At 52.2% G+C, this 19,087-nt stretch carries 18 protein-coding genes; 7 read left to right on the top strand and 11 right to left on the bottom strand.

All coding sequences use genetic code 11. The features are described from left to right. The first annotated feature begins 244 nt into the window (after positions 1 to 244). Positions 245 to 1,171, top strand: a complete 927-nt coding sequence (locus ACTH5D_RS07265) for a LysR family transcriptional regulator (RefSeq protein WP_441669710.1) — start codon at positions 245 to 247, stop codon at positions 1,169 to 1,171. 10 nt (positions 1,172 to 1,181) lie between these two features. On the opposite strand, the gene gcvP is transcribed toward ACTH5D_RS07265, so the two are convergent. Together gcvP and gcvH are read right to left on the bottom strand one after the other, a co-directional pair. After that, positions 1,182 to 4,079, bottom strand: coding sequence for an aminomethyl-transferring glycine dehydrogenase (gcvP, locus tag ACTH5D_RS07260; protein ID WP_441669708.1), 2,898 nt, complete (start codon positions 4,077 to 4,079; stop codon positions 1,182 to 1,184). A gap of 84 nt (positions 4,080 to 4,163) precedes the next feature. Continuing rightward, the gene (gcvH, locus tag ACTH5D_RS07255) at positions 4,164 to 4,553 is read right to left on the bottom strand and encodes a glycine cleavage system protein GcvH (protein ID WP_441669706.1); all 390 of its coding nucleotides are present in this window, start codon (positions 4,551 to 4,553) and stop codon (positions 4,164 to 4,166) included. A 402-nt stretch (positions 4,554 to 4,955) separates the two neighbouring features. Between gcvH and ACTH5D_RS07250 the strand changes: the two genes are divergently transcribed. Further along, positions 4,956 to 6,362, top strand: coding sequence for an alanine/glycine:cation symporter family protein (locus ACTH5D_RS07250; RefSeq protein WP_441669704.1), 1,407 nt, complete (start codon positions 4,956 to 4,958; stop codon positions 6,360 to 6,362). Positions 6,363 to 6,482: 120 nt separating this feature from the next. Further along, positions 6,483 to 7,595, top strand: a complete 1,113-nt coding sequence (gene gcvT / locus ACTH5D_RS07245; protein ID WP_441669702.1) for a glycine cleavage system aminomethyltransferase GcvT — start codon at positions 6,483 to 6,485, stop codon at positions 7,593 to 7,595. A 157-nt stretch (positions 7,596 to 7,752) separates the two neighbouring features. On the opposite strand, the gene ACTH5D_RS07240 is transcribed toward gcvT, so the two are convergent. Together ACTH5D_RS07240 and ACTH5D_RS07235 are read right to left on the bottom strand one after the other, a co-directional pair. After that, positions 7,753 to 8,613 carry a LysM peptidoglycan-binding domain-containing protein gene (locus ACTH5D_RS07240; RefSeq protein WP_441669748.1) on the bottom strand — a complete coding sequence of 287 codons (861 nt, stop codon included), beginning with the start codon at positions 8,611 to 8,613 and terminating at the stop codon, positions 7,753 to 7,755. Between the two features lie 32 nt (positions 8,614 to 8,645). Further along, positions 8,646 to 9,527, bottom strand: coding sequence for an acetyltransferase (locus ACTH5D_RS07235; RefSeq protein WP_441669700.1), 882 nt, complete (start codon positions 9,525 to 9,527; stop codon positions 8,646 to 8,648). Between the two features lie 339 nt (positions 9,528 to 9,866). Here ACTH5D_RS07235 and ACTH5D_RS07230 point away from each other — a divergent pair, with 339 nt between their 5' ends. Further along, positions 9,867 to 10,565, top strand: a complete 699-nt coding sequence (locus tag ACTH5D_RS07230; RefSeq protein ID WP_441669698.1) for a CoA transferase subunit A — start codon at positions 9,867 to 9,869, stop codon at positions 10,563 to 10,565. A gap of 77 nt (positions 10,566 to 10,642) precedes the next feature. Continuing rightward, complete coding sequence (locus tag ACTH5D_RS07225; protein WP_096280155.1) at positions 10,643 to 11,308, top strand: CoA transferase subunit B; 666 nt, start codon at positions 10,643 to 10,645, stop codon at positions 11,306 to 11,308. Between the two features lie 56 nt (positions 11,309 to 11,364). On the opposite strand, the gene ACTH5D_RS07220 is transcribed toward ACTH5D_RS07225, so the two are convergent. Both ACTH5D_RS07220 and ACTH5D_RS07215 read right to left on the bottom strand, forming a co-directional pair. After that, a complete protein-coding gene (locus tag ACTH5D_RS07220; RefSeq protein ID WP_441669696.1) occupies positions 11,365 to 12,132 on the bottom strand; it encodes a DUF1338 domain-containing protein in 768 nt (255 codons plus the stop codon). 181 nt (positions 12,133 to 12,313) lie between these two features. Next, the gene (locus ACTH5D_RS07215) at positions 12,314 to 12,577 is read right to left on the bottom strand and encodes a GrxA family glutaredoxin (protein WP_441669694.1); all 264 of its coding nucleotides are present in this window, start codon (positions 12,575 to 12,577) and stop codon (positions 12,314 to 12,316) included. A 223-nt stretch (positions 12,578 to 12,800) separates the two neighbouring features. On the opposite strand from ACTH5D_RS07215, the gene ACTH5D_RS07210 reads away from it, so the two are divergent. Then, a complete protein-coding gene (locus tag ACTH5D_RS07210) occupies positions 12,801 to 13,574 on the top strand; it encodes a 3-hydroxybutyrate dehydrogenase (RefSeq protein WP_441669692.1) in 774 nt (257 codons plus the stop codon). Between the two features lie 53 nt (positions 13,575 to 13,627). Here the strand turns inward: ACTH5D_RS07210 and ACTH5D_RS07205 are convergent, their stop codons facing one another. From ACTH5D_RS07205 to ACTH5D_RS07195, 3 genes are read right to left on the bottom strand one after another with little or no spacing between them, the layout of a single operon-like run. After that, complete coding sequence (locus ACTH5D_RS07205; RefSeq protein ID WP_441669690.1) at positions 13,628 to 14,167, bottom strand: response regulator transcription factor; 540 nt, start codon at positions 14,165 to 14,167, stop codon at positions 13,628 to 13,630. Between the two features lie 44 nt (positions 14,168 to 14,211). Next, the gene (locus ACTH5D_RS07200) at positions 14,212 to 15,483 is read right to left on the bottom strand and encodes an ATP-binding protein (protein WP_441669688.1); all 1,272 of its coding nucleotides are present in this window, start codon (positions 15,481 to 15,483) and stop codon (positions 14,212 to 14,214) included. Between the two features lie 7 nt (positions 15,484 to 15,490). Next, positions 15,491 to 15,907 (bottom strand): hypothetical protein, encoded by a 417-nt coding sequence (locus tag ACTH5D_RS07195; protein WP_096280142.1) that lies wholly within the window; start codon positions 15,905 to 15,907, stop codon positions 15,491 to 15,493. Between the two features lie 179 nt (positions 15,908 to 16,086). Between ACTH5D_RS07195 and pyrC the strand changes: the two genes are divergently transcribed. Continuing rightward, positions 16,087 to 17,124, top strand: coding sequence for a dihydroorotase (gene pyrC / locus ACTH5D_RS07190; RefSeq protein WP_441669685.1), 1,038 nt, complete (start codon positions 16,087 to 16,089; stop codon positions 17,122 to 17,124). A 67-nt stretch (positions 17,125 to 17,191) separates the two neighbouring features. Here the strand turns inward: pyrC and mtnN are convergent, their stop codons facing one another. After that, complete coding sequence (gene mtnN, locus ACTH5D_RS07185; RefSeq protein ID WP_441669683.1) at positions 17,192 to 17,902, bottom strand: 5'-methylthioadenosine/S-adenosylhomocysteine nucleosidase; 711 nt, start codon at positions 17,900 to 17,902, stop codon at positions 17,192 to 17,194. Between the two features lie 48 nt (positions 17,903 to 17,950). Then, positions 17,951 to 18,811, bottom strand: a complete 861-nt coding sequence (gene folD / locus ACTH5D_RS07180; protein ID WP_441669681.1) for a bifunctional methylenetetrahydrofolate dehydrogenase/methenyltetrahydrofolate cyclohydrolase FolD — start codon at positions 18,809 to 18,811, stop codon at positions 17,951 to 17,953. Between the last annotated feature and the right edge of the window lie 276 nt (positions 18,812 to 19,087).

Raw genomic sequence — 19,087 nt, 5'->3', positions numbered from 1 at the left:
GATAACTACTTTATGTATACTATCACGCTCAAGCAGTGGGTACAGCGCACCGGGAGCGTATCGCAGCTGTGCTATTATAAGCGTTATATAGTGATGGCGACTAAAGAGCCTTTTACTTAGTAAGCCTGTTTCGTAGAGGCCGTTTTTATAGATTTTGTTAAACACTGCCTTGCAGAAATTGTCTCAAAAAGCTATTCCCAAAAACTGCTCGCAAAGAATGTTCCCAAGGCCATGGCGATTAACTATGTTTAATGCCCAGTATTTTCGTACCTTTATCACGCTTGTAGAAACAGGTAGTTTTACACGCACCGCGCACCGCTTAGAAATGACGCAGCCTGGCGTAAGCCAGCATGTCCGCAAGTTGGAACGATACTTAAATAAAGAGCTGCTGGAACGCAAGGGGCGCAGCTTTACGCTCACCGAAACGGGCCGCCGAGCCTACGACTATGCCTTGAAGCTGTTTGCCGATCACGAGCAGTTCCGTCATGGTCTGGACGATGATTCGTTAGACAGCGGCGATTGCCGGATAGCATCCCCGGGAAGTGTCGGTCTGATGTTGTATCCGTTTATCTTGGGGCAGCAGCAAATGCATCCTAACTTAACGGTCAATTACAGCTTTGCCTTTAACCATGAAATTGTGAATGACCTTCTTGATGGGCGTTACGACATAGGGATTGTGACTGAGGCAATGAGCCATTCTGAGCTGGATTGCTCGTTTTGGCACCAGGAGCCGCTGTGCTTAGTCGTACCCGCTGATTTTGCTGGCAGTACCTTGTCAGATTTAATGGGTATTGGTTTTCTGAATTATTACGATGGCATCAATCACGCTAACGCGCTGCTGCGCGCGAATTATCCGGATGAGTTTCGTTCGATGACGCATTTCCGGCATCAGGGTTTTACCAATGAGGTGGGTATGGTGTTAGACGCGGTCGCCAGAGGGCTGGGTTTTACGGTGGTATCGCGGCTGGTGTTAGAGACCTCGCCCTGGCAGCGTCAGGTTAAAGAGCTTAATTTGCCAAATGCGGTCAATGAAGTGCTGTATCTATTGCGTCGGCGTGACTCCGTTTTGCCAAAGCGCTATGAGAAGCTGCTGAACGGATTTCATGCTCAGCGCCTGCAAGAAAAAACGCCCCTGCTGTCGTTAAATATATCGGCAGCAGAGGCGTTGTGAAGAATCGACGTTAGGAGTCGCGGTATTCGTCGATGCTTGGACAAGAGCAAATCAACTGACGATCGCCAAAGACATTGTCGACGCGGTTAACGGCGGGCCAGTATTTAGACGCTTGGATAGCTGGTGTTGGGAATGCTGCTAGCTGGCGATCATAGGGCCGCTGCCAGTCGTTATCCATAAGATCCGCTTGAGTATGCGGTGCATTCACGAGCGGGTTGTTATCCAACGGCCACTCGCCACGCTCGACACGCGCAATCTCTTCCCGAATAGCAATCATCGCATCGCAGAAACGGTCGATTTCATACAGCGACTCAGACTCTGTCGGTTCAATCATCAGCGTGCCAGGCACCGGGAAGGACATAGTCGGCGCGTGGAAGCCATAGTCCATTAAGCGCTTAGCGATATCTTCTTCGCTAATCCCAGAGGCGCCTTTAAGCGGGCGAATGTCAATGATGCATTCGTGTGCCACTGTGCCATTCTTTCCGCGGTAAAGAATAGGAAAGGATGTTTCTAAGCGCTTGGCAATGTAGTTGGCGTTGAGGATGGCAAGTTCGGTTGCTTCCCGCAGCCCGCGAGCGCCCATCATCTTAATGTAAGCCCAGGAAATGGGCAGAATGGACGCGCTACCGAAGGCTGCCGCGGAGACGGCACCGCTATCCGCATTGACGCCGCTTATGGGCGTTACGACGTGGTTAGAGACATAGGGCGCAAGGTGCGCTTTAACGCCAATAGGGCCCATCCCTGGGCCGCCGCCGCCATGAGGAATACAGAAGGTTTTATGCAGGTTGAGGTGGGAAACATCGCCACCAAAATCGCCGGGTCGCGTTAAACCTACTTGGGCATTCATGTTGGCGCCATCGATATAAACCTGGCCACCGTTGTCATGAACAACGTCGCAGGCTTCCCGCACGCTCGTTTCAAACACGCCGTGCGTAGATGGGTAGGTCAGCATAATGGCTGATAGCTGGTCGCGGTGTTGCTCGGCTTTAGCGCGCAGGTCCGCTATATCAATGTTGCCGTTTTGATCGCACTCAACCACCACCACCTTCATCTGCACCATGGCCGCTGAGGCAGGGTTGGTGCCGTGGGCAGAGCTGGGAATTAAGCAGACATCGCGATGGCTTTCACCCTGTGCGGCCTGGTAACGACGAATGGCTACTAATCCTGCATATTCGCCCTGTGCACCGGAGTTTGGCTGCATCGAAAGATGATCGTAACCGGTCACTTCGACCAGAAAAGCCGAGAGTTCGTCGATCATCTGATGGTAGCCCGCGACTTGATCGCGAGGCGCAAAGGGATGCAGGTGCGCAAATGATGGCCAGGAGACGGGGATCATTTCGCTAGTGGCGTTAAGCTTCATGGTGCAAGAACCGAGCGGGATCATCGCGTGTGCTAGCGATAGATCCTTATTCTCAAGGCGCTTTAAGTAGCGCAGCATTTCCGTTTCACTGCGGTAGCGGCTAAACGTCGGGTGACTCAAAAAGTCGCTTTCACGCTGGCAGCTAGAGGGAATGCCCGATAGGTCGCTTGCAATGACCTGCTCGTCTAGTACTGCGACAGAAAGGCCGTGCTCATCACCTAGCAAAACATCAAACAGCGTTGCTATGTCGTGGGCCGTGGTTGTTTCATCCAGGCTGATGCCCACATCACCATTGGCAAAGTAGTGCAGGTTAATGTCATGGGTCATGGCGCGGCCATGAATCTTGCCTGCATCCACGTCAGTTAAGCACAGCGTATCAAACCAGCTGTCATGGGCAAGCGAGACACCGGCATGCTTAAGACCTTCGGCAAGTAACGTTGCCAAACGGTGAACGCGACCGGCAATTTTACGTAGGCCTTCAGCGCCGTGATAGGTGGCGTAAAAACCGGCGATATTGGCCAGCAGTGCCTGAGCAGTACAAATATTAGACGTCGCCTTTTCACGACGAATATGCTGCTCGCGCGTTTGCATGGCCATGCGCAGCGCCGTATTACCACGGCTATCTTTAGACACCCCGATAATGCGTCCAGGAATGGAGCGTTTAAGTTTATCGGAGGTGGCGAAGAACGCCGCATGTGGGCCGCCAAAGCCCATCGGTACGCCAAAGCGCTGTGAGTTACCAACGACAATGTCGGCCCCAAGCTGGCCTGGCTCTTTCAGCACCACAAGACTCAATAGATCGGTGGCAACACAGGTCATAATATTTCGTTTAGCAGCTTGGCTTATTAGCGGCGCAAGATCACGCACCTGGCCAGTTGCAGAGGGGTATTGAACCAAGGCGCCAAACACATCATGCTGGGCTAGGTCTTCAGCGGCACCAACAATCAGCTCAAAGCCAAAAAACTCGGCGCGTGTTTTGACGACATCCAGCGTTTGCGGAAAAACGTCGTCGGCCACGAAAAAGGCGTTGGACTTGCTTTTCTTATTGCCACGTTTGCAAAGCGCCATGGCTTCGGCAGCGGCGGTTGCTTCATCAAGTAGTGAAGCATTGGCAAGCTCCATGCCGGTTAAATCCATCACAACCTGCTGGAAATTTAGCAAGCCTTCAAGACGGCCCTGGGAGATCTCTGGCTGATAGGGCGTGTAGGCCGTATACCAGCCGGGATTTTCTAGCACGTTGCGCTGGATAACCGCGGGCATATGAGTGCCGTAATAGCCTTGGCCAATATAGCTTTTAACCGCGCGATTTTGCCGAGCAAGCTGGGCTAAGTAATCGAGTGCTTCTGCTTCGCTGCGTGGCTCGTCAAGCGCTAGCTCGCGCCCAAGGCGAATATCACTTGGCACGGTTTGCTCAATTAAGTCGTCCATGTCCTTCATGTTGAGCGCGTTTAGCATGCTAGATACGTCGTCAGCATTGGGGCCGTTATGACGTTTAATAAAAGCATCGTGGTCGGCCAGCTCGGCCAGGCGGCGTGTTTCAAAAGACATGGGGTAGATTCCGGACGTTAGAAGAGAACCGTGCAGCGGCAAAAAGCGAAGAGCCCGCCAGAAAAGGCAGGTTCTACTAGCGTATTAGTCGTCAGCGCCAAGCGTTGCTTGATAGGCATCTGCGTCGAGGAGGTCTTCGAGAGCCGCATCATCAATGCGTACTTTCATAATCCAGCCGCCGTCATAAGGGGAGTCATTGACTGTTTCTGGGGAGTCTTCAAGCGCTTCATTGACTTCGATGACCTCACCATTCACCGGTGAGTAAAGATCAGACGCCGCTTTGACGGACTCAATGACACCGAACTCCTGACCTTTCGTAAGCGCTGCACCTACTTCAGGTAATTCGACAAAAACCACATCACCTAACGCTTGCTGAGCGTGATCGGTAATGCCAACTGTGACGGTGCCGTCTTGATGATCAAGCACCCACTCGTGACTTGCAGCATAACGAAGATTTGCGGGAAGATTGCTCATGATGATTTCCTATATAAAGCGGTTTTCTGTATCCAAGCATACTAGCGCCTGTGGCTCGCCTTGGCGACTGTCAGCGGGTAGCCAGCAAAAGAATAATGCTGCATGTTAACGTGTTTCCAATCGGAAACAAGTTTCTTAATCACTCCCTTGCGAGCTTGGTCAGAACATGGTTTCGCTATGAGCCTAGCACTGCGCGCAGTTATAAAAAAAGCAGCATACGCTATGAGCAAGCGACATCATCCTAGTGGCTGACTAAGTATATAGTGTAAAACATGCGTGATAACTCCGTGACAGCGTCATGTTTGACCGCCAAAATGTTCTTGGAAACAGTTCTTAGGATCGGCAGTCCGCCTGTCAGGAATAACCAATAAATGCAATAAATCTAAGGGTGAGGAGAAGCGCGTGGAAATGTTAACGAACCTGTTAGGAGCCATTAATGGCGTGGTCTGGGGGCCACTCATGTTGGTTCTGTTGCTGGGCGTGGGTATATACCTCCAGCTTGGCTTGAAACTGATGCCTATCAGAAAACTCGGCATGGGTTTCAAGCTAATGTGGGCTGGACGTGAGCCCAAGGCAAGCGCTGATAAAATCGCGTCGAAAGACGGCGATGAAGGTGAGATATCGCCTTTTGATGCTTTGATGACAGCGCTTTCTGCCACGATCGGGACCGGTAATATTGCCGGTGTGGCTACTGCCATTGCGCTAGGTGGGCCCGGCGCGGTTTTTTGGATGTGGATTACTGCATTAGTGGGTATGGCGACCAAGTTTGCTGAAGCAGTCTTGGCCGTTCGCTACCGTGAAACCGATAGCACGGGTTTCCACGTTGGCGGGCCGATGTTTTATATTAAAAATGGTCTAGGCAAAAAGTGGCTGTGGTTAGGTGGCGTATTCGCTTTCTTTGGCGCTGTGGCGGCGTTTGGAATTGGTAATACTGTCCAGTCCAACTCCGTGGCGGATGCTATGGATATCACCTTCGGCGTACCTCACTGGCTGACGGGCATTATCATTATGGTGTTGGCAGGTGCAGTGATTTTGGGTGGTATAAAACGTATTGCTAAAGTCGCCGGTAAGCTGGTGCCGATTATGGGGATTGCCTACGTGGTGGCTGGCCTGCTGGTGTTGATTATCAACGCTGATCAGATTGGCGAAGCGTTTGGCCTGATCTTTTACTACGCCTTTAACCCGGTGGCGGCGGCCGGTGGCTTTGCCGGCGCTGCTGTCATGGCAGCCATTCGCTTTGGTGTAGCCCGAGGCATCTTCTCTAATGAAGCAGGCCTGGGTAGTGCACCTATTGCACACGCAGCGGCAAAAACTAAAAACCCGGTACGCCAAGGGTTGATTGCCATGCTGGGTACCTTTATCGATACGATTATCGTGTGCACGATTACCGCATTGGTGATTTTGACCTCTACCGTATGGATGGAGGGAGAGGCTGGCGCATCGCTGACCGCACTCTCATTTGATGCAGCGTTACCTGGGTATGGTAATCAGATCGTAGCGGTGGCATTGGCTATTTTTGCCTTCACCACCATTCTTGGCTGGTCATTCTACGGAGAGAAATGTTGCCAATTCCTATTCGGAACCGGCTCTATCATGATCTATCGGGTGCTGTTCGTATTGGCGATCCCGCTAGGGGCTATTGCGCAGTTGACCTTTATCTGGCTGATGGCTGATACCTTTAATGCAATGATGGCGATCCCTAACTTGATTGCTCTAGCACTACTTTCACCAGTAGTCTTTAAACTGACCAAGGACTATTTTGACGGCAAAGACGTCTTGCCGGGTGAAGAGTTAGACCACGATCAATAATACGCTAAACACTTGATGCGCTATTGAGTGCATGGTGTCAGTCATTACAGAGGCGGGAAGACACTTAGTCGGTGGCTTCCCGCTCTCTTTTAAGTGATCCATTTAAGTGAGGAATGTTTCATGACAACGTTAAAGCAAACGCCGCTTCACGCATTACATTGTCGGCTAGGTGCAAAAATGGTGCCTTTTGCCGGTTATGATATGCCGGTGCAATACCCGCTGGGTGTTAAAAAAGAGCATGAACATACGCGCCATCAGTGCGGTCTGTTTGATGTCTCGCACATGGGGCAAATTCTGGTCTCAGGCGACAACGTAGCGCAGGCTCTTGAAACGCTGATACCCGCTGATCTCGTCGGGCTGGAAAAGGGCGCTCAGCGCTATGGGATTTTCACCAGCGCTGAAGGCGGAATCATTGATGATTTGATGCTGGTGAATGCTGGCGATCACTTTTATCTTGTCGTTAACGCTGCCTGCAAAGACCAAGATTTGGCACATTTGCGGTTAAGTTTGTCAGCGACCCATACTATCGAGCCCTTAGAGCGCGGATTACTGGCGCTGCAGGGCCCGCTGGCACGTGATGTGATGCAGCGGTTTTGCCCCGAAGCTTGCGAGCTGGTGTTTATGCAGCATGGCCGCTTCACCATTGCAGGCCAGGAAGTGTGGGTTAGCCGTAGCGGCTACACCGGCGAGGATGGCTTTGAAATATCCGTCGCCGCCGATTTTTGTGAAGAGTTCGCTGAACGGCTGCTTGCTGAGCCTGAGGTAGAGGCAATTGGGCTGGGTGCGCGTGACTCTCTGCGGTTAGAGGCGGGGTTGTGCCTCTATGGCCACGATATGGATATGCAAACCACGCCGGTAGAAGCTGGGCTCATTTGGGCGATTGGCAAGCCGCGTCGTCATGGCGGTGAGCGTCCGGGTGGCTTCCCGGGTGCCGGTGTGATTTTGCATCAAGTCGATGCCAAAGATCATACCCGCAAGCGCGTAGGGCTTTTGGCTGAAGGCCGGGCGCCGGTGCGCGAAGGTGCTCCATTGGTAGATGAGACAGGTAGTGACGTCGGTACAGTGACATCGGGTGGGTTTGGTCCCAGTGTCGGCAAGCCGGTCGCAATGGGCTATGTGAACCGCGAGCAGGAAGCCCCGCAAAGCGTTGTGTATGCGGTCGTGCGCGGTAAACAGCTGCCGATGGTGGTGACGCCCATGCCCTTTGTAAAAGCGGGGTATTATCGAGGTTAATAACCACTACCGAGGCTAATCAGGCGGTTGAGAGCTTCATGGGGGCAGTGGATGAGGCTTTTGTGGGTCTAAAAGCGCAGTGTCAGGGCAGTGCCTGGCTCGATGAAAGGTTGTGAGCCACCGGCCAGGCTGTGTGTTTATATTCCGTTTGGCTCGTCTATCTAAGTACCTGCCTAGGATCGATAGGCTTGCCGCCTTGGCGTAAATCAAATAATAGGTCATAGCGCTGAGTCGAATCGCTTTGGCCTACTTCACAAAGCGCATCACCAGCGCTGACCTGCTGTCCTACCTTAACCAAGATACGCTCACACAGAGCGTATACGCTTTGCAGATTGTCGGCATGATGGACAATGACAACTTCGCCTAGCTGGCGCATTCCGTCGGCAAAGCGAATTTCTCCTGGCGCCACTGACTGGGCGCGGGCACCGGATTGCGTAGCCAATAGCATGGGCTGCAGCGTGCCTCGGCTATCAGGGCCGAACCTGCGAACCACACGATAATCTTCTAACGGCCAGGGCCAGCGTCTTGCTGATGCAGGCAACGGCTGGCTGGGGGCACTGACGGCCGCCGGTGGGCTAGCGTTTGATGATCCGCCGCTTGAGCTCGCTGAGCTTCGCGCCGCCGTACTGCTCAGCGGTAGGCTAATGACTTGACCTACTCGTAAACTGGTAGGCGATGTGCCTGCGTTGGCGCCCTGAATACGTCCGCTGGTGGTGCCAAAGTGCCGAGCGATGCTTGAGAACGTATCGCCCGGGCGAATTTGATACCGATAAGGCCCGCCGGAAGGCGCGCGCTCTTGCTGAGTGGGAATCAATAGACGCTGGCCGACTTCAAGACGGCGTGCATCCACGCTCGGATTAAAGCGCTGCAGACGCTCTAGCGGTACGCTAGCTCTAGCGGCCAATTCCCCCAGAGTATCGCCACGGCGTACCTGTATCCAGTCGCCGCTGAGCTGGCTGGCGCTGGGTGCTGCTCCTTGAGACGACGATTGCGGGCCGCTGGCACAGCCGGTGAGCATCCCCGCTAACAAACAGCAGCCCAGTAGGGCTGTCAGTCGTGTGCGGTTTGGTCGTCCAGCAGGCCATCTTTTTCCAGCCAGAGTGCATTGATCCATGTGTGGAAGCGTTCCTTATGCTGCTTTTCGTCGTGGTGGTCTGGTGTGTTAACCCACAAAGGAATGTCTAGCTGCCGTGCGTATAGCGCAATGGGGGCTTCTTTACCGCACAAAAATCCCCAAAAAGTGGGCGACGGGTTGGTATAGCTTATCGTCATGTCTAGGATACCATCCAATTGATTTCCTAGCAGGCTAAGTACCTGCGCCACGCCGCCTGCCTTAGGGCGCAATAAGTGGCGATAAGCACTCTGCTGCGCTTCGCGTTTGGCAACGCTAAAGCGCGTACCCTCAACAAAATTAAAAATCGCAATCGGAGTATTGCGCGCCTGTTGGCACATACGTTCGGTCGCTGCACGATCAATGACGGCTAATTTAGGATTTTTGGCTATCTGCTCTCGACTAAATCGACGCATAAAAGGAAATTCTAGCGCCCAGAAAGCCAAGCCGACGATAGGAATCCAGATTAATTGGCGCTTTAAAAAAAATCGCGGCATAGGAATACGCCGATGCAATGCCATAAATAGCATGAAAATATCAGTCCAACTGCGATGATTGGATATCACTAACCAACTTTGTAGAGGGCTAAGATGATCGGGGAGGCTGAAGTTTACGGCAGGTTGAAGCCAGTGACGCATCCACCATAAGTTACAACCAATCCAATTAAGCGCGACCGCATTTAAGCCGCGCAACACGTACTGCTTGAGTCGTTGCCCCGGCGTTATAATTTTCAACAAGGTCAGTAGAATAAGAGGTACACCCCAAACCAGCGTGTTTAGCACCAGCAGCAGTGCGCTAACCAGCCCTTTTACAATAGGCATACCACGTTTCCTTAACGTCAGATCAATCGCTTATTAACCCTGAATGCTAAAGGATCAAAGCCGCGCTGCCCAGCATAAACAGCCAGGTTAGACTTTAGAAAACGGTTCTTTAGTCGTGAGGTGTCGACGGTGCCTGAACGGTTTCAAGCAATACGTTGTGCAGCGCATGGGCGGCAACTGATAGCTCTTGCTGAGTCAGTATGTCTACTTGGCAAGAAATGCCGGGCGCTGTGAGTGGTACCGTGAGCGCACCATTTCCATTACTTCTTCGTTGATGACATCGTGCACGGTAATATTGATTACCCAATACACTCAACGACAACAATGTGAGGCATGACAATGGCAGGTTTTGATAAGCGCGTATCTTCATATGAAGAAGCAATGGAAGGTATTGAAAACGGTATGACGGTGATCGCCGGCGGCTTTGGTCTGTGCGGTATTCCAGAAAACCTCATTGCTGAAATTAAGCGACGTGGCGTTAACGACCTTACCGTGGTTTCCAATAACTGCGGTGTCGATGGCTTTGGCCTGGGGCTGCTCCTTGAAGAACGTCAAATTAGTAAAATTCTGGCGTCTTATGTTGGCGAGAATGCTCTATTTGAGCAACAAATGCTCAACGATGAGCTTGAAGTGGTATTAACTCCTCAGGGTACCCTCGCAGAGAAAATGCGTGCAGGCGGGGCAGGTATCCCGGCTTTTTATACCGCGACGGGCTACGGCACGCCAATTGGAGATGGCAAGGAAGTACGTGAATTTAACGGTCGACACTATATTTTAGAAGAAGCAATTATAGGTGACTTCGCCATTGTGAAGGGCTGGAAGGCTGACCGCTATGGCAACGTTATGTATCGTCATACGGCGCAGAACTTTAATCCTATGGCCGCCACTGCTGGGAAAATAACCGTGGTGGAAGTTGAAGAAATTGTTGAGCCAGGTGAGCTTGAGCCTAGCCAGATCCATACGCCGGGCATTTATGTGGATCGGATTATCCAAGGCACGTTTGAAAAGCGCATTGAAAAACGCACGGTACGCAGCTAATTCGTTAGTTTTTTAATATTTAGTTTTCAACTGCCCTTTAGCTGCTCACTTATCGATTTAATAAAGAGGAAGTCACCATGGCGTTAACAAGAGAACAAATGGCTCAGCGTGTCGCACGTGAACTGGAAGATGGTTTTTACGTCAATTTGGGCATCGGTATACCTACGCTGGTCGCCAACTATATTCCAGACGGCATCGATGTCATGCTGCAATCTGAAAATGGTCTGCTGGGGATGGGCCGTTATCCCACCGAAGACGAGCTCGATTCGGACATGATTAATGCGGGTAAAGAAACGGTAACGGCGCGCCCCGGCGCGGCGATTTTTTCTTCTGCAGAATCTTTTGCCATGATTCGCGGCGGTCACGTGGATCTGACCGTGCTCGGTGCTTTTGAGGTTGATCAAGAGGGCAATATTGCGTCTTGGATGATCCCGGGCAAGCTGATCAAAGGCATGGGCGGTGCTATGGATCTGGTTGCTGGCGCGGATAATATTATTTGCACCATGACCCATGCATCTAAGCATGGCGAATCCAAGCTGCTGGCAAAATGTGAGCTACCCTTGACCGGCGCTGGATGTATTAGCCGTGTTTTAACCGATCTGGCCTATCTTGAAATTAAAGACGGCGCTTTTATTCTCAAAGAACGCGCCCCAGGTGTCAGCGTTGAAGAGATCATTGAGAAAACAGCAGGCAAGCTGATCGTTCCAGACCACGTGCCCGAAATGACCTTTGACGCCGAATAATAAGCGCGAAACTTCACTACTTGAATGGCGTAAGGCGCGCCCAGTAAGGGCGACGTCTACGCCATTTCACAGCGGGTGTGATCAGGTAGAAGCACTTCAGCAATGCGGCCATGAGTGCTTTCAGCGTGCGTTTGAACCAGCGACAAGCCGCCAAGGCAAACCCGGTGCTCATCACCCTCGCCAAACACTACTTTTTGCGATGTGGTGGGGTAGAAGCGGTGGTCAAGTAGTGGCGAAATAGCAAAGACTCCATTTTGATCCTCGTTTAAACCTGGCATGCCTAGCGCGTGGAGTTTTTGATCCAGGGCTATTAATGGCTCGCCTAGCTGCGTGCAATCAAAGCCTGCATGGTGCAAGCGCGGGCCCATCACTGCCAGCCAGGCGGCAAGTGGATGAGCCGTTAGTAACTGCTGGTAAAGCTCCCACGATGGCATGGGCCAGGGCCTGCCACGGCAAAGCAAATTATGGCCTTTGCAGTCCTGCGGATGCGATTGCTGTACCAGTGCTTTGATTGCTTCGCGTGGGGCCTTGGGTAGGGTGCCCATTTGTAGTTCGGCCAGTACCAGCCAACTGCCGCCATCGCTCGGCGCTAAAAGGCTAACCAGAAGGCCTTTGTCAGCCATTGCATAGCGACCGATCGATCGATACCCCATACGAGCCAGGCTTCCCGTTAAGGCAGTGGCGGCAAAAGGGCCATGATTAAGGGTCACTAACGTTAGATAGTCGGCGGTAGTTGATGGAGGCCAAAGCCTCAGCGCTCCGATGTCGGAATGCGTATGTATGTAGTCAAGCCACAGCTGCTGAGCAAACTCATGACGCTGCATAGTGAACTCCTTGCCCAAAAGTGGCGCACCCTAGCGTGAGCCGTTGAGTCACTGCTCATTATAGGCAAGCACGAGAGGCAAGAGTTCAACGGGTATTAACGAGCGTTTTAACGGCAAGCTTTTAAGACGGATAAAAAAACTAGGTTAATGTCAACAATGTTCATAACAACAATGACCAGCGTTAACCAGCGAGCAGCTGTTTGTCGCGCACAAACTGGTCGAACTCCGTAAAGCCGCCAACATGCATCTGATCGACAAATACCTGAGGCACGGTGTGAATAGGCTTACCCGCTGTTTTGGCAATATCTTCTTTTGTCACGCCTTCGGATGGCATGTCGATATAGCGGTAACCTTCAATTTTACCGGCCTTTTCTAAGTGTTCCGCGAGATGCTTTGCATGCACGCAGAAAGGGCATGACATGCGACCAAAAATAACCACAAACATAGAGGACACTCCTTTACGATAGGCTGGACAGGTTACTAAAAGGCAATAATAGAGTGATAAGTTGCCGTTAGTGACGCAATAAATAAGTGGCTATTGTGACTGAGCCCTACGCTTTTCGCCAATAGACGCTCACTACGCTAGCTATCATTGACGGTTATCGGCCCGTAAGTACCCTATAGTGATAAATGTCATTGCAATCAACCCTGACGAAAGGAAAATGCTTATGCCTTCTCAAGCGACTACCGCGCCGCGTGTTGCGTTGGTAACCGGTACTAGCAGTGGTATCGGTGCTGCTGTGGTGGAACATTTTTGCAAGCTAGGGCACCAGGTGCTCGCGGTAGATTTTAATCCAGCGGGAAAGGCTGTTGCGGAAAAAACGGGCGCTGTGTTTTATGAAGCCGACCTGAGCGATCCGGATGCATGTCGTGGGGCCGTAAGAGAGGCGGTTAAGCGTTTTGGTAGTGTCGATATACTGGTCAATAATGCGGGTATTCAACATGTTGCCCCCATCGAGACGTTTCCCGAAGAGAAGTGGCACCAGATCATAGATTTAATGCTGACCGCACCATTTTTGCTGACCCAGGCAGCATGGCCGCACATGCGTCAAAAGAGCTGGGGCCGAATTGTTAACGTGGCGTCAATCCATGCGCAGGTGGCATCGCCGGGAAAAGCGGCTTACATCAGTGCTAAGCATGGGATGATCGGTTTGACTAAGACCGCAGCGCTTGAAGGTGGGGAGCAGGGTATTACCGCGAATGCAGTTTGCCCAGCCTATGTGAAAACGCCGCTAGTGGATAATCAGATTGCCGACCAGGCCAAGCTGAATAATATGGATGAGCAGGACGTCGTCGAAAAAATCATGCTAAAACAGGCCGCGATTAAGCGCTTAATCGAGCCTGCAGAGGTGGCCCAATTAATCGCTTATCTATCCTCTGATGCGGCAGGCGCCGTCACCGGCTCCAGTTTTAATATTGATCTAGGCTGGACGGCGCATTGATCGCGGATAGCTTTCATTCCGCTAGCAATGTTGCACGGTCGTCGTTGGTTAACCTAACGGCGTACCGGACGCTTTTGAAGCTTACGTTGAAGAGTGCGGCGGTGCATGCCTAATGCCCGAGCGGTGGCAGATATATTGCCGTCGTGCTCTTGCAGCACTTTTTGAATATGTTCCCAGGTAATGCGGTTAATTGATGGAGGGTTGTCTGCCAGCTCAATGTCGGGATCACCGCTTTGGCGCTCAAAAGCAATCAATACGTCGTCTGCATCCACCGGTTTACACAGGTAATTAGCGGCGCCGAGCTTAATGGCTTCCACTGCCGTGGCAATGCTGGAATAACCGGTCAGCACGACGATGCGGCAATGGGGTGTTATAGCCAGTAGTTCAGGCAGCAGCTTTAGGCCAGAGCTATTTTCAAGCTTCAGGTCAAGAGTCGCCATGGTGGGTAAATGCTGTGCGGCCATGGCAATCGCCTGCTCCGCATCGTGAGCAACAATCACGCTATAGCCGCGCCGCGTGAGTGCGCGATTTAAGACATGACAAAACATTTCGTCGTCATCGATGATCAGCAGGCGTTGCTCTTGAATTGACATGATGTCCTTAATCCATTGCTGGAGATGCTTTAAGCATGCGCCGATTAATTAGGCGCCGCGCAGCGAGGTAGCGTTACTTCTGTCAGCGTACCTCCTTCGGGGTGATTGTACAGGCTCACGCCGCCGCCAAAGCGATTGATGGTGGCATGCGTTAAAAATAAGCCGATACCCATCCCTTTACTTTTAGTAGAAACGAAGGTTTCGCCTAACTGATCGGCAATCGACATGGCGACGCCGGGGCCATGGTCGCGAATATCAATCACCACGTTATCGCCTTGCCAGTCTAGGCGGATCGCAACTTGGTCCGGGTTTGCATCAGCGGCGTTGTTAAGTAGGTTCATGAGCGCTTGGTCAAGAGTGGCATCGACCGCTAACCAAGGGCGCCCGCGCTTTTCATTCACGCTAAACTGGTGGTGCACGTCTGGTCGAAGCACTAGCCAGCGCTGTACCACTCCGGCTAGCCATGTTTCAGCATCAAGCACTTCAGGTTCGGCCATCCGTCGACGATCAGCATTTAGCACTAAATTTTGTAAGCGTGATTTGCATATGTCCACCTGCTGGCGTAGTAGCACGATGTCTTCATGTAGTACTGAGTTGGTAGGGGCATCATCTTGCATTTCTTTGAGCAGAACGGCCATGGTAGATAGCGGTGTTCCTAGTTCATGCGCAGTGCCTGCCGCTTGAGTCGCCACTGCCAGAACCTGTTCATTTCGCAGCGCGGCTTCCCGCGTACGCGACAGCGCCTGGTCGCGGCTGCGTAGCGCGTGGGCCATTTTATAAATAAAGAAGGTGACGAGCCCTGCCGACAGGCCAAAATTAAGCCACATGCCAAGCACATGCAGGCTAAGCAAATTGTCGCTATTGATATGACCCAGTTGATGGATCGGATGATAAGAAAACATTAAAAACGTATAGCCGGCCATCGAGCATGCGGCAATGATCCAGGCATGGCGCCAAGGCAGAGTGGCTGCCGCAATGGTAATCGGTACTAGGTAATAAGTAATGAAGGGGTTGGTAGAGCCACCCGAAAAGTAAAACAGCAGCGTCAAACCGGCGATGTCAGCGAGTAAGTGCAGCAGGTACTCAATATGCGTCACCGCTCGAGGACGACCCAGGCGCCACCAGGTGGCGATATTGAGCGCGCCCATGGCAATGACTACGCCGACAACCGGAATGACCGGTAAGTCGAAGGCCAGCAGTTCAACGCCGACAATGATGGCGATTAAAAAGCCTGTCCAGGTGATGCCACGTACCATGGCGAGTCTCACCAAGTTACGGTTGGGTGTGGAGAGCGGAAGAGGAAGGGCGGTTTGCATGATACGTTTACTTCGTTTTAGCTTTTAAACCGTGAATGACAAATTTGATAAACAGCGTCATCACATAGGTTGCCCAGCCGGCAGAGGCCAGTATATTAAACAGCAGCATTTTAGGCGGCAGCCAGGCACTACTCAGCAACGCAGCGAGCATAATGTGGAAGAACATCGCTAGTAAGAGCGGCAGTGCTAAAATATGTATCCACATATCGGTGCGCCGTTTGCGGATATGGTAGCGGTGCAGTAAGTAGCGCAGTGGCCGGTGAGCCCAGCTAAAAACCACCAGAGCGCCTATAACTAACAGTATGGCAAGCGTGGGTTCGGTGCTGCCGATATGGACAGACAGCGAGATAGACCACGCGAGACTAAGCCACATCAATCCTTCTAGGCTGGCAATAATGTCTGCATAGCGACGCACGTTCTGCATAAACAATCCGATCCTTGCCGATAAACCTGCTTGTGAAAACAGTCAGTGTAAAAGTGCGGTCATGATACGACACTTGAGCAAGGCTGTGGGGGCTTGAAGAGTGGATTTATCCAAACGGCTAATTGCGTATACTGTCCGTACCCTTGTTTTAGCGACTTTACTTCAGCACAGGACTTGCCATGGATACTGTAACTCTGACTCGCCCAGATGACTGGCATCTTCATTTACGTGACGATGGCGCATTAAAAGCCGTGGTAGGCCATACCGCCGCTCAGATGGGTCGCGCAATTATTATGCCCAATCTAACGCCGCCGGTGACCACTACTGCTCAAGCGCTTGACTATCGCCAGCGTATTTTAGAAGCCTTGCCAGCGGGTAGCACTTTCGAGCCCTTGATGGTGCTATATCTCACCGATACCACGCCGCCCGAAGAGATTGAGCGTGCTGCGCAAAGCGGTATTGTCAAAGCGGTGAAACTTTATCCCGCTGGCGCAACCACCAACTCCGACTCTGGTGTTACCGATCTGGCGCACTGCGACGCAGCGATTGCCATGATGGTGAAGGTCGGTATGCCTTTGTTGGTGCATGGTGAAGTGACCGATGCGCAAATTGATATTTTTGACCGTGAAGCAGTGTTCATTGAGACGGTCATGAAGCCGCTGCTGGAACGCCATCCGGCACTGAAGGTGGTGTTTGAGCATATTACTACCCAGCAGGCGGCTGAGTTTGTCGCTCAAGCGCCGGATAATGTGGCCGCCACTATTACGGTGCATCACCTACTGTTTAATCGTAATAAAATGCTGGTGGGCGGTATTCGTCCGCATTATTACTGCCTGCCCATTTTGAAGCGTGAACAGCATCGTCAGGCGCTGTTAAAAGCGGCCACGAGCGGTAGTCATAAGTTCTTTCTCGGCACCGATAGCGCGCCTCATTCGCAGGGCGCTAAAGAGTCAAGCTGCGGCTGTGCCGGTGCTTACACAGCGCCTGCAGCCATTGAGCTTTACGCAACGGCTTTTGACGAGATGAATGCGCTGGACAAGCTGGAAGGCTTTGCAAGCCTTAATGGCCCGCTTTTTTACGGTCTTTCGCCCAATACTGACAGCATCACGCTGGAGCGTCGTGAGTGGCGTTTGCCTGAAAGCTACCCTTATGCGCAGGGCGAGCAAATTGTTCCGCTGTTAGCGGGCGAGACGCTTAGCTGGGCAGTAAAGGCTTAGTCTTTATACCGTCGGCCATGTTGCTGACGGTATAAGTGGCTTCAATCGGCGAGCGCTATTCTTGCCGTTAGCCGGCATTGCCCAGCTGTTGAAGCATTTGATCGACCATGCGTGATGAGTGATCGGCAGCTACTTCTAAGAACTGATCAAATGAAAGATGGTTGTCACCGCTGCCAGGAATATCAGAGAGGGCGCGAATGACCACAAACGGACATTGATAAAGATGGCATGTTTGCGCAATGGCCGCGCCTTCCATCTCGACGGCCAGCATTGTAGGAAACTGAGCGCGAGTCGCATCAACGCGGGCAGGGTCAGCCATAAAAGCGTCGCCGGTAGCAATCAAACCTTCACGTACCTCAACCTCGCCTAGCGAGGCGATGGCGTTACGAGCAATGCCGCGAAGCCGCATATCCGCGAGATAAGCAGCGGGCATGCCCGGCACTTGGCCTATTTCGTAGCCAAATACCACGGCGTCAACGTCGTGATGGCGTACTTCTTCTGAAATGATGATATCGCCAATGGTTAAATCAGCAGCAAATCCGCCTGCTGAGCCTGTGTTAATGACGGCATCGGGCTGATGGCGTTCTAACAAAATTGCCGTGCCTACCGCGGCGTTTACTTTGCCAATGCCCGATAGCAGTACGATGATCTCAAGGCCATAGCGTTTGCCCGTATAAAATACAAAGCCTGCATGCTCATAGCGCTGAGCGTCTTCTAGCTGACCGACTAAGGCGTCAACCTCTTGCGCCATCGCGCCAATAATACCAATGCGCTTCACTGCACAATGCTCCTGAGTAAAAGGGGAATACCGTCCTGGACGTCGTGATTACTGCGTTAGGTCGTGCTGCTCTGCTGCTTCTAGCGTGTTTTCCAGTAGCGTCGCTACCGTCATCGGTCCAACGCCGCCAGGCACCGGCGTGATGAAGCTTGCTCGTTCGGCCGCCACTGCGAAATCGATATCACCGATTAGCGTGCCGTTTTCTTGGCGGTTAATGCCTACATCAATGACGACAGCGCCAGGCTTTATCCATTCACCCTTAACCAGACCCGGCTTGCCGACAGCCACAACCAATATGTCGGCGCGGCTGACGTGCTCGGCAAGGTTTTGCGTAAAGCGATGGCATACGGTCGTGGTACAGCCCGCTAACATAAGTTCTAGCGCCATTGGGCGGCCAACGATATTAGACGCGCCCACCACGGTGGCATCTAGGCCGCGTAAGACTATATCGCTTTGAGCGAGCAGAGTCATAATGCCTTTAGGGGTGCAGGGGCGTAGTGCGGGCATACGCTGCGCTAACCGGCCGATGTTATACGGGTGAAAGCCATCAATATCTTTATCGGGTCGAATGCGCTCTAAGATAGGCCCAGCATCAAGATGCTTAGGCAGCGGTAGCTGCACCAATATGCCATCGATGTTTGGGTCGTTATTGAGCTGGTCGACAAGCGCTTCTAACTCATGCTGTGCAGTATTGGTTGGAAGGGCATGCTGAAGCGAGACAATACCGGCTTGCTCACAGGCACGATGCTTATTATTGACATAGACTTGAGAGGCGGGATCATCTCCAACCAAAACAACGGCTAGTCCCGGTGCCCGTAAACCTGCTTGTCGGCGTGCGGCGACTTTTTCGGCAACCTGTTGGCGGACAGTAGCAGCGATGGATTTGCCATCGATTAGTTGGGCGGTCATTTTATGGAATCCCTGTGGACGTTGATAAGGATGACGTTAATAAGGGCTATGCATCGTCATGCTGATGTAACGGCGCGCTTTTAAAGGCGGCAATTTTCGCATGCTAGGGCATCCAGGCAAAGCGACTTAACGAATAACCAGTTTAGTTGTTGACTTTAAATTTAAAAATAGTAATATATGCCTCGCTTGGACGGGCAAGGCGGTAGCGTCTAGGGTGATAAGTCGGGATGTAGCGCAGTCTGGTAGCGCGCCTGCTTTGGGAGCAGGATGTCGGGG

The organism is Halomonas sp. (genome assembly GCF_052095695.1).
GTDB lineage: Bacteria > Pseudomonadota > Gammaproteobacteria > Pseudomonadales > Halomonadaceae > Vreelandella.
The sequence above is the reverse complement of the archived record's forward strand: the minus strand, read 5'-3'. Positions and strand labels throughout refer to the sequence as shown.

Coding starts and splice junctions, on each gene's coding strand:
- ACTH5D_RS07265 (WP_441669710.1), top strand. CDS start 245: ATGTTTAATGCCCAGTATTTTCGTACCTTTATCACGCTTGTAGAAACA.
- ACTH5D_RS07195 (WP_096280142.1), bottom strand. CDS start 15,907: ATGCAGAACGTGCGTCGCTATGCAGACATTATTGCCAGCCTAGAAGGA.
- pyrC (WP_441669685.1), top strand. CDS start 16,087: ATGGATACTGTAACTCTGACTCGCCCAGATGACTGGCATCTTCATTTA.
- folD (WP_441669681.1), bottom strand. CDS start 18,811: ATGACCGCCCAACTAATCGATGGCAAATCCATCGCTGCTACTGTCCGC.
- ACTH5D_RS07225 (WP_096280155.1), top strand. CDS start 10,643: ATGGCGTTAACAAGAGAACAAATGGCTCAGCGTGTCGCACGTGAACTG.
- ACTH5D_RS07230 (WP_441669698.1), top strand. CDS start 9,867: ATGGCAGGTTTTGATAAGCGCGTATCTTCATATGAAGAAGCAATGGAA.
- ACTH5D_RS07205 (WP_441669690.1), bottom strand. CDS start 14,167: ATGTCAATTCAAGAGCAACGCCTGCTGATCATCGATGACGACGAAATG.
- ACTH5D_RS07215 (WP_441669694.1), bottom strand. CDS start 12,577: ATGTTTGTGGTTATTTTTGGTCGCATGTCATGCCCTTTCTGCGTGCAT.
- gcvT (WP_441669702.1), top strand. CDS start 6,483: ATGACAACGTTAAAGCAAACGCCGCTTCACGCATTACATTGTCGGCTA.
- ACTH5D_RS07210 (WP_441669692.1), top strand. CDS start 12,801: ATGCCTTCTCAAGCGACTACCGCGCCGCGTGTTGCGTTGGTAACCGGT.
- gcvH (WP_441669706.1), bottom strand. CDS start 4,553: ATGAGCAATCTTCCCGCAAATCTTCGTTATGCTGCAAGTCACGAGTGG.
- gcvP (WP_441669708.1), bottom strand. CDS start 4,079: ATGTCTTTTGAAACACGCCGCCTGGCCGAGCTGGCCGACCACGATGCT.
- ACTH5D_RS07220 (WP_441669696.1), bottom strand. CDS start 12,132: ATGCAGCGTCATGAGTTTGCTCAGCAGCTGTGGCTTGACTACATACAT.
- ACTH5D_RS07240 (WP_441669748.1), bottom strand. CDS start 8,613: ATGCTCACCGGCTGTGCCAGCGGCCCGCAATCGTCGTCTCAAGGAGCA.
- ACTH5D_RS07235 (WP_441669700.1), bottom strand. CDS start 9,527: ATGCCTATTGTAAAAGGGCTGGTTAGCGCACTGCTGCTGGTGCTAAAC.
- ACTH5D_RS07200 (WP_441669688.1), bottom strand. CDS start 15,483: ATGCAAACCGCCCTTCCTCTTCCGCTCTCCACACCCAACCGTAACTTG.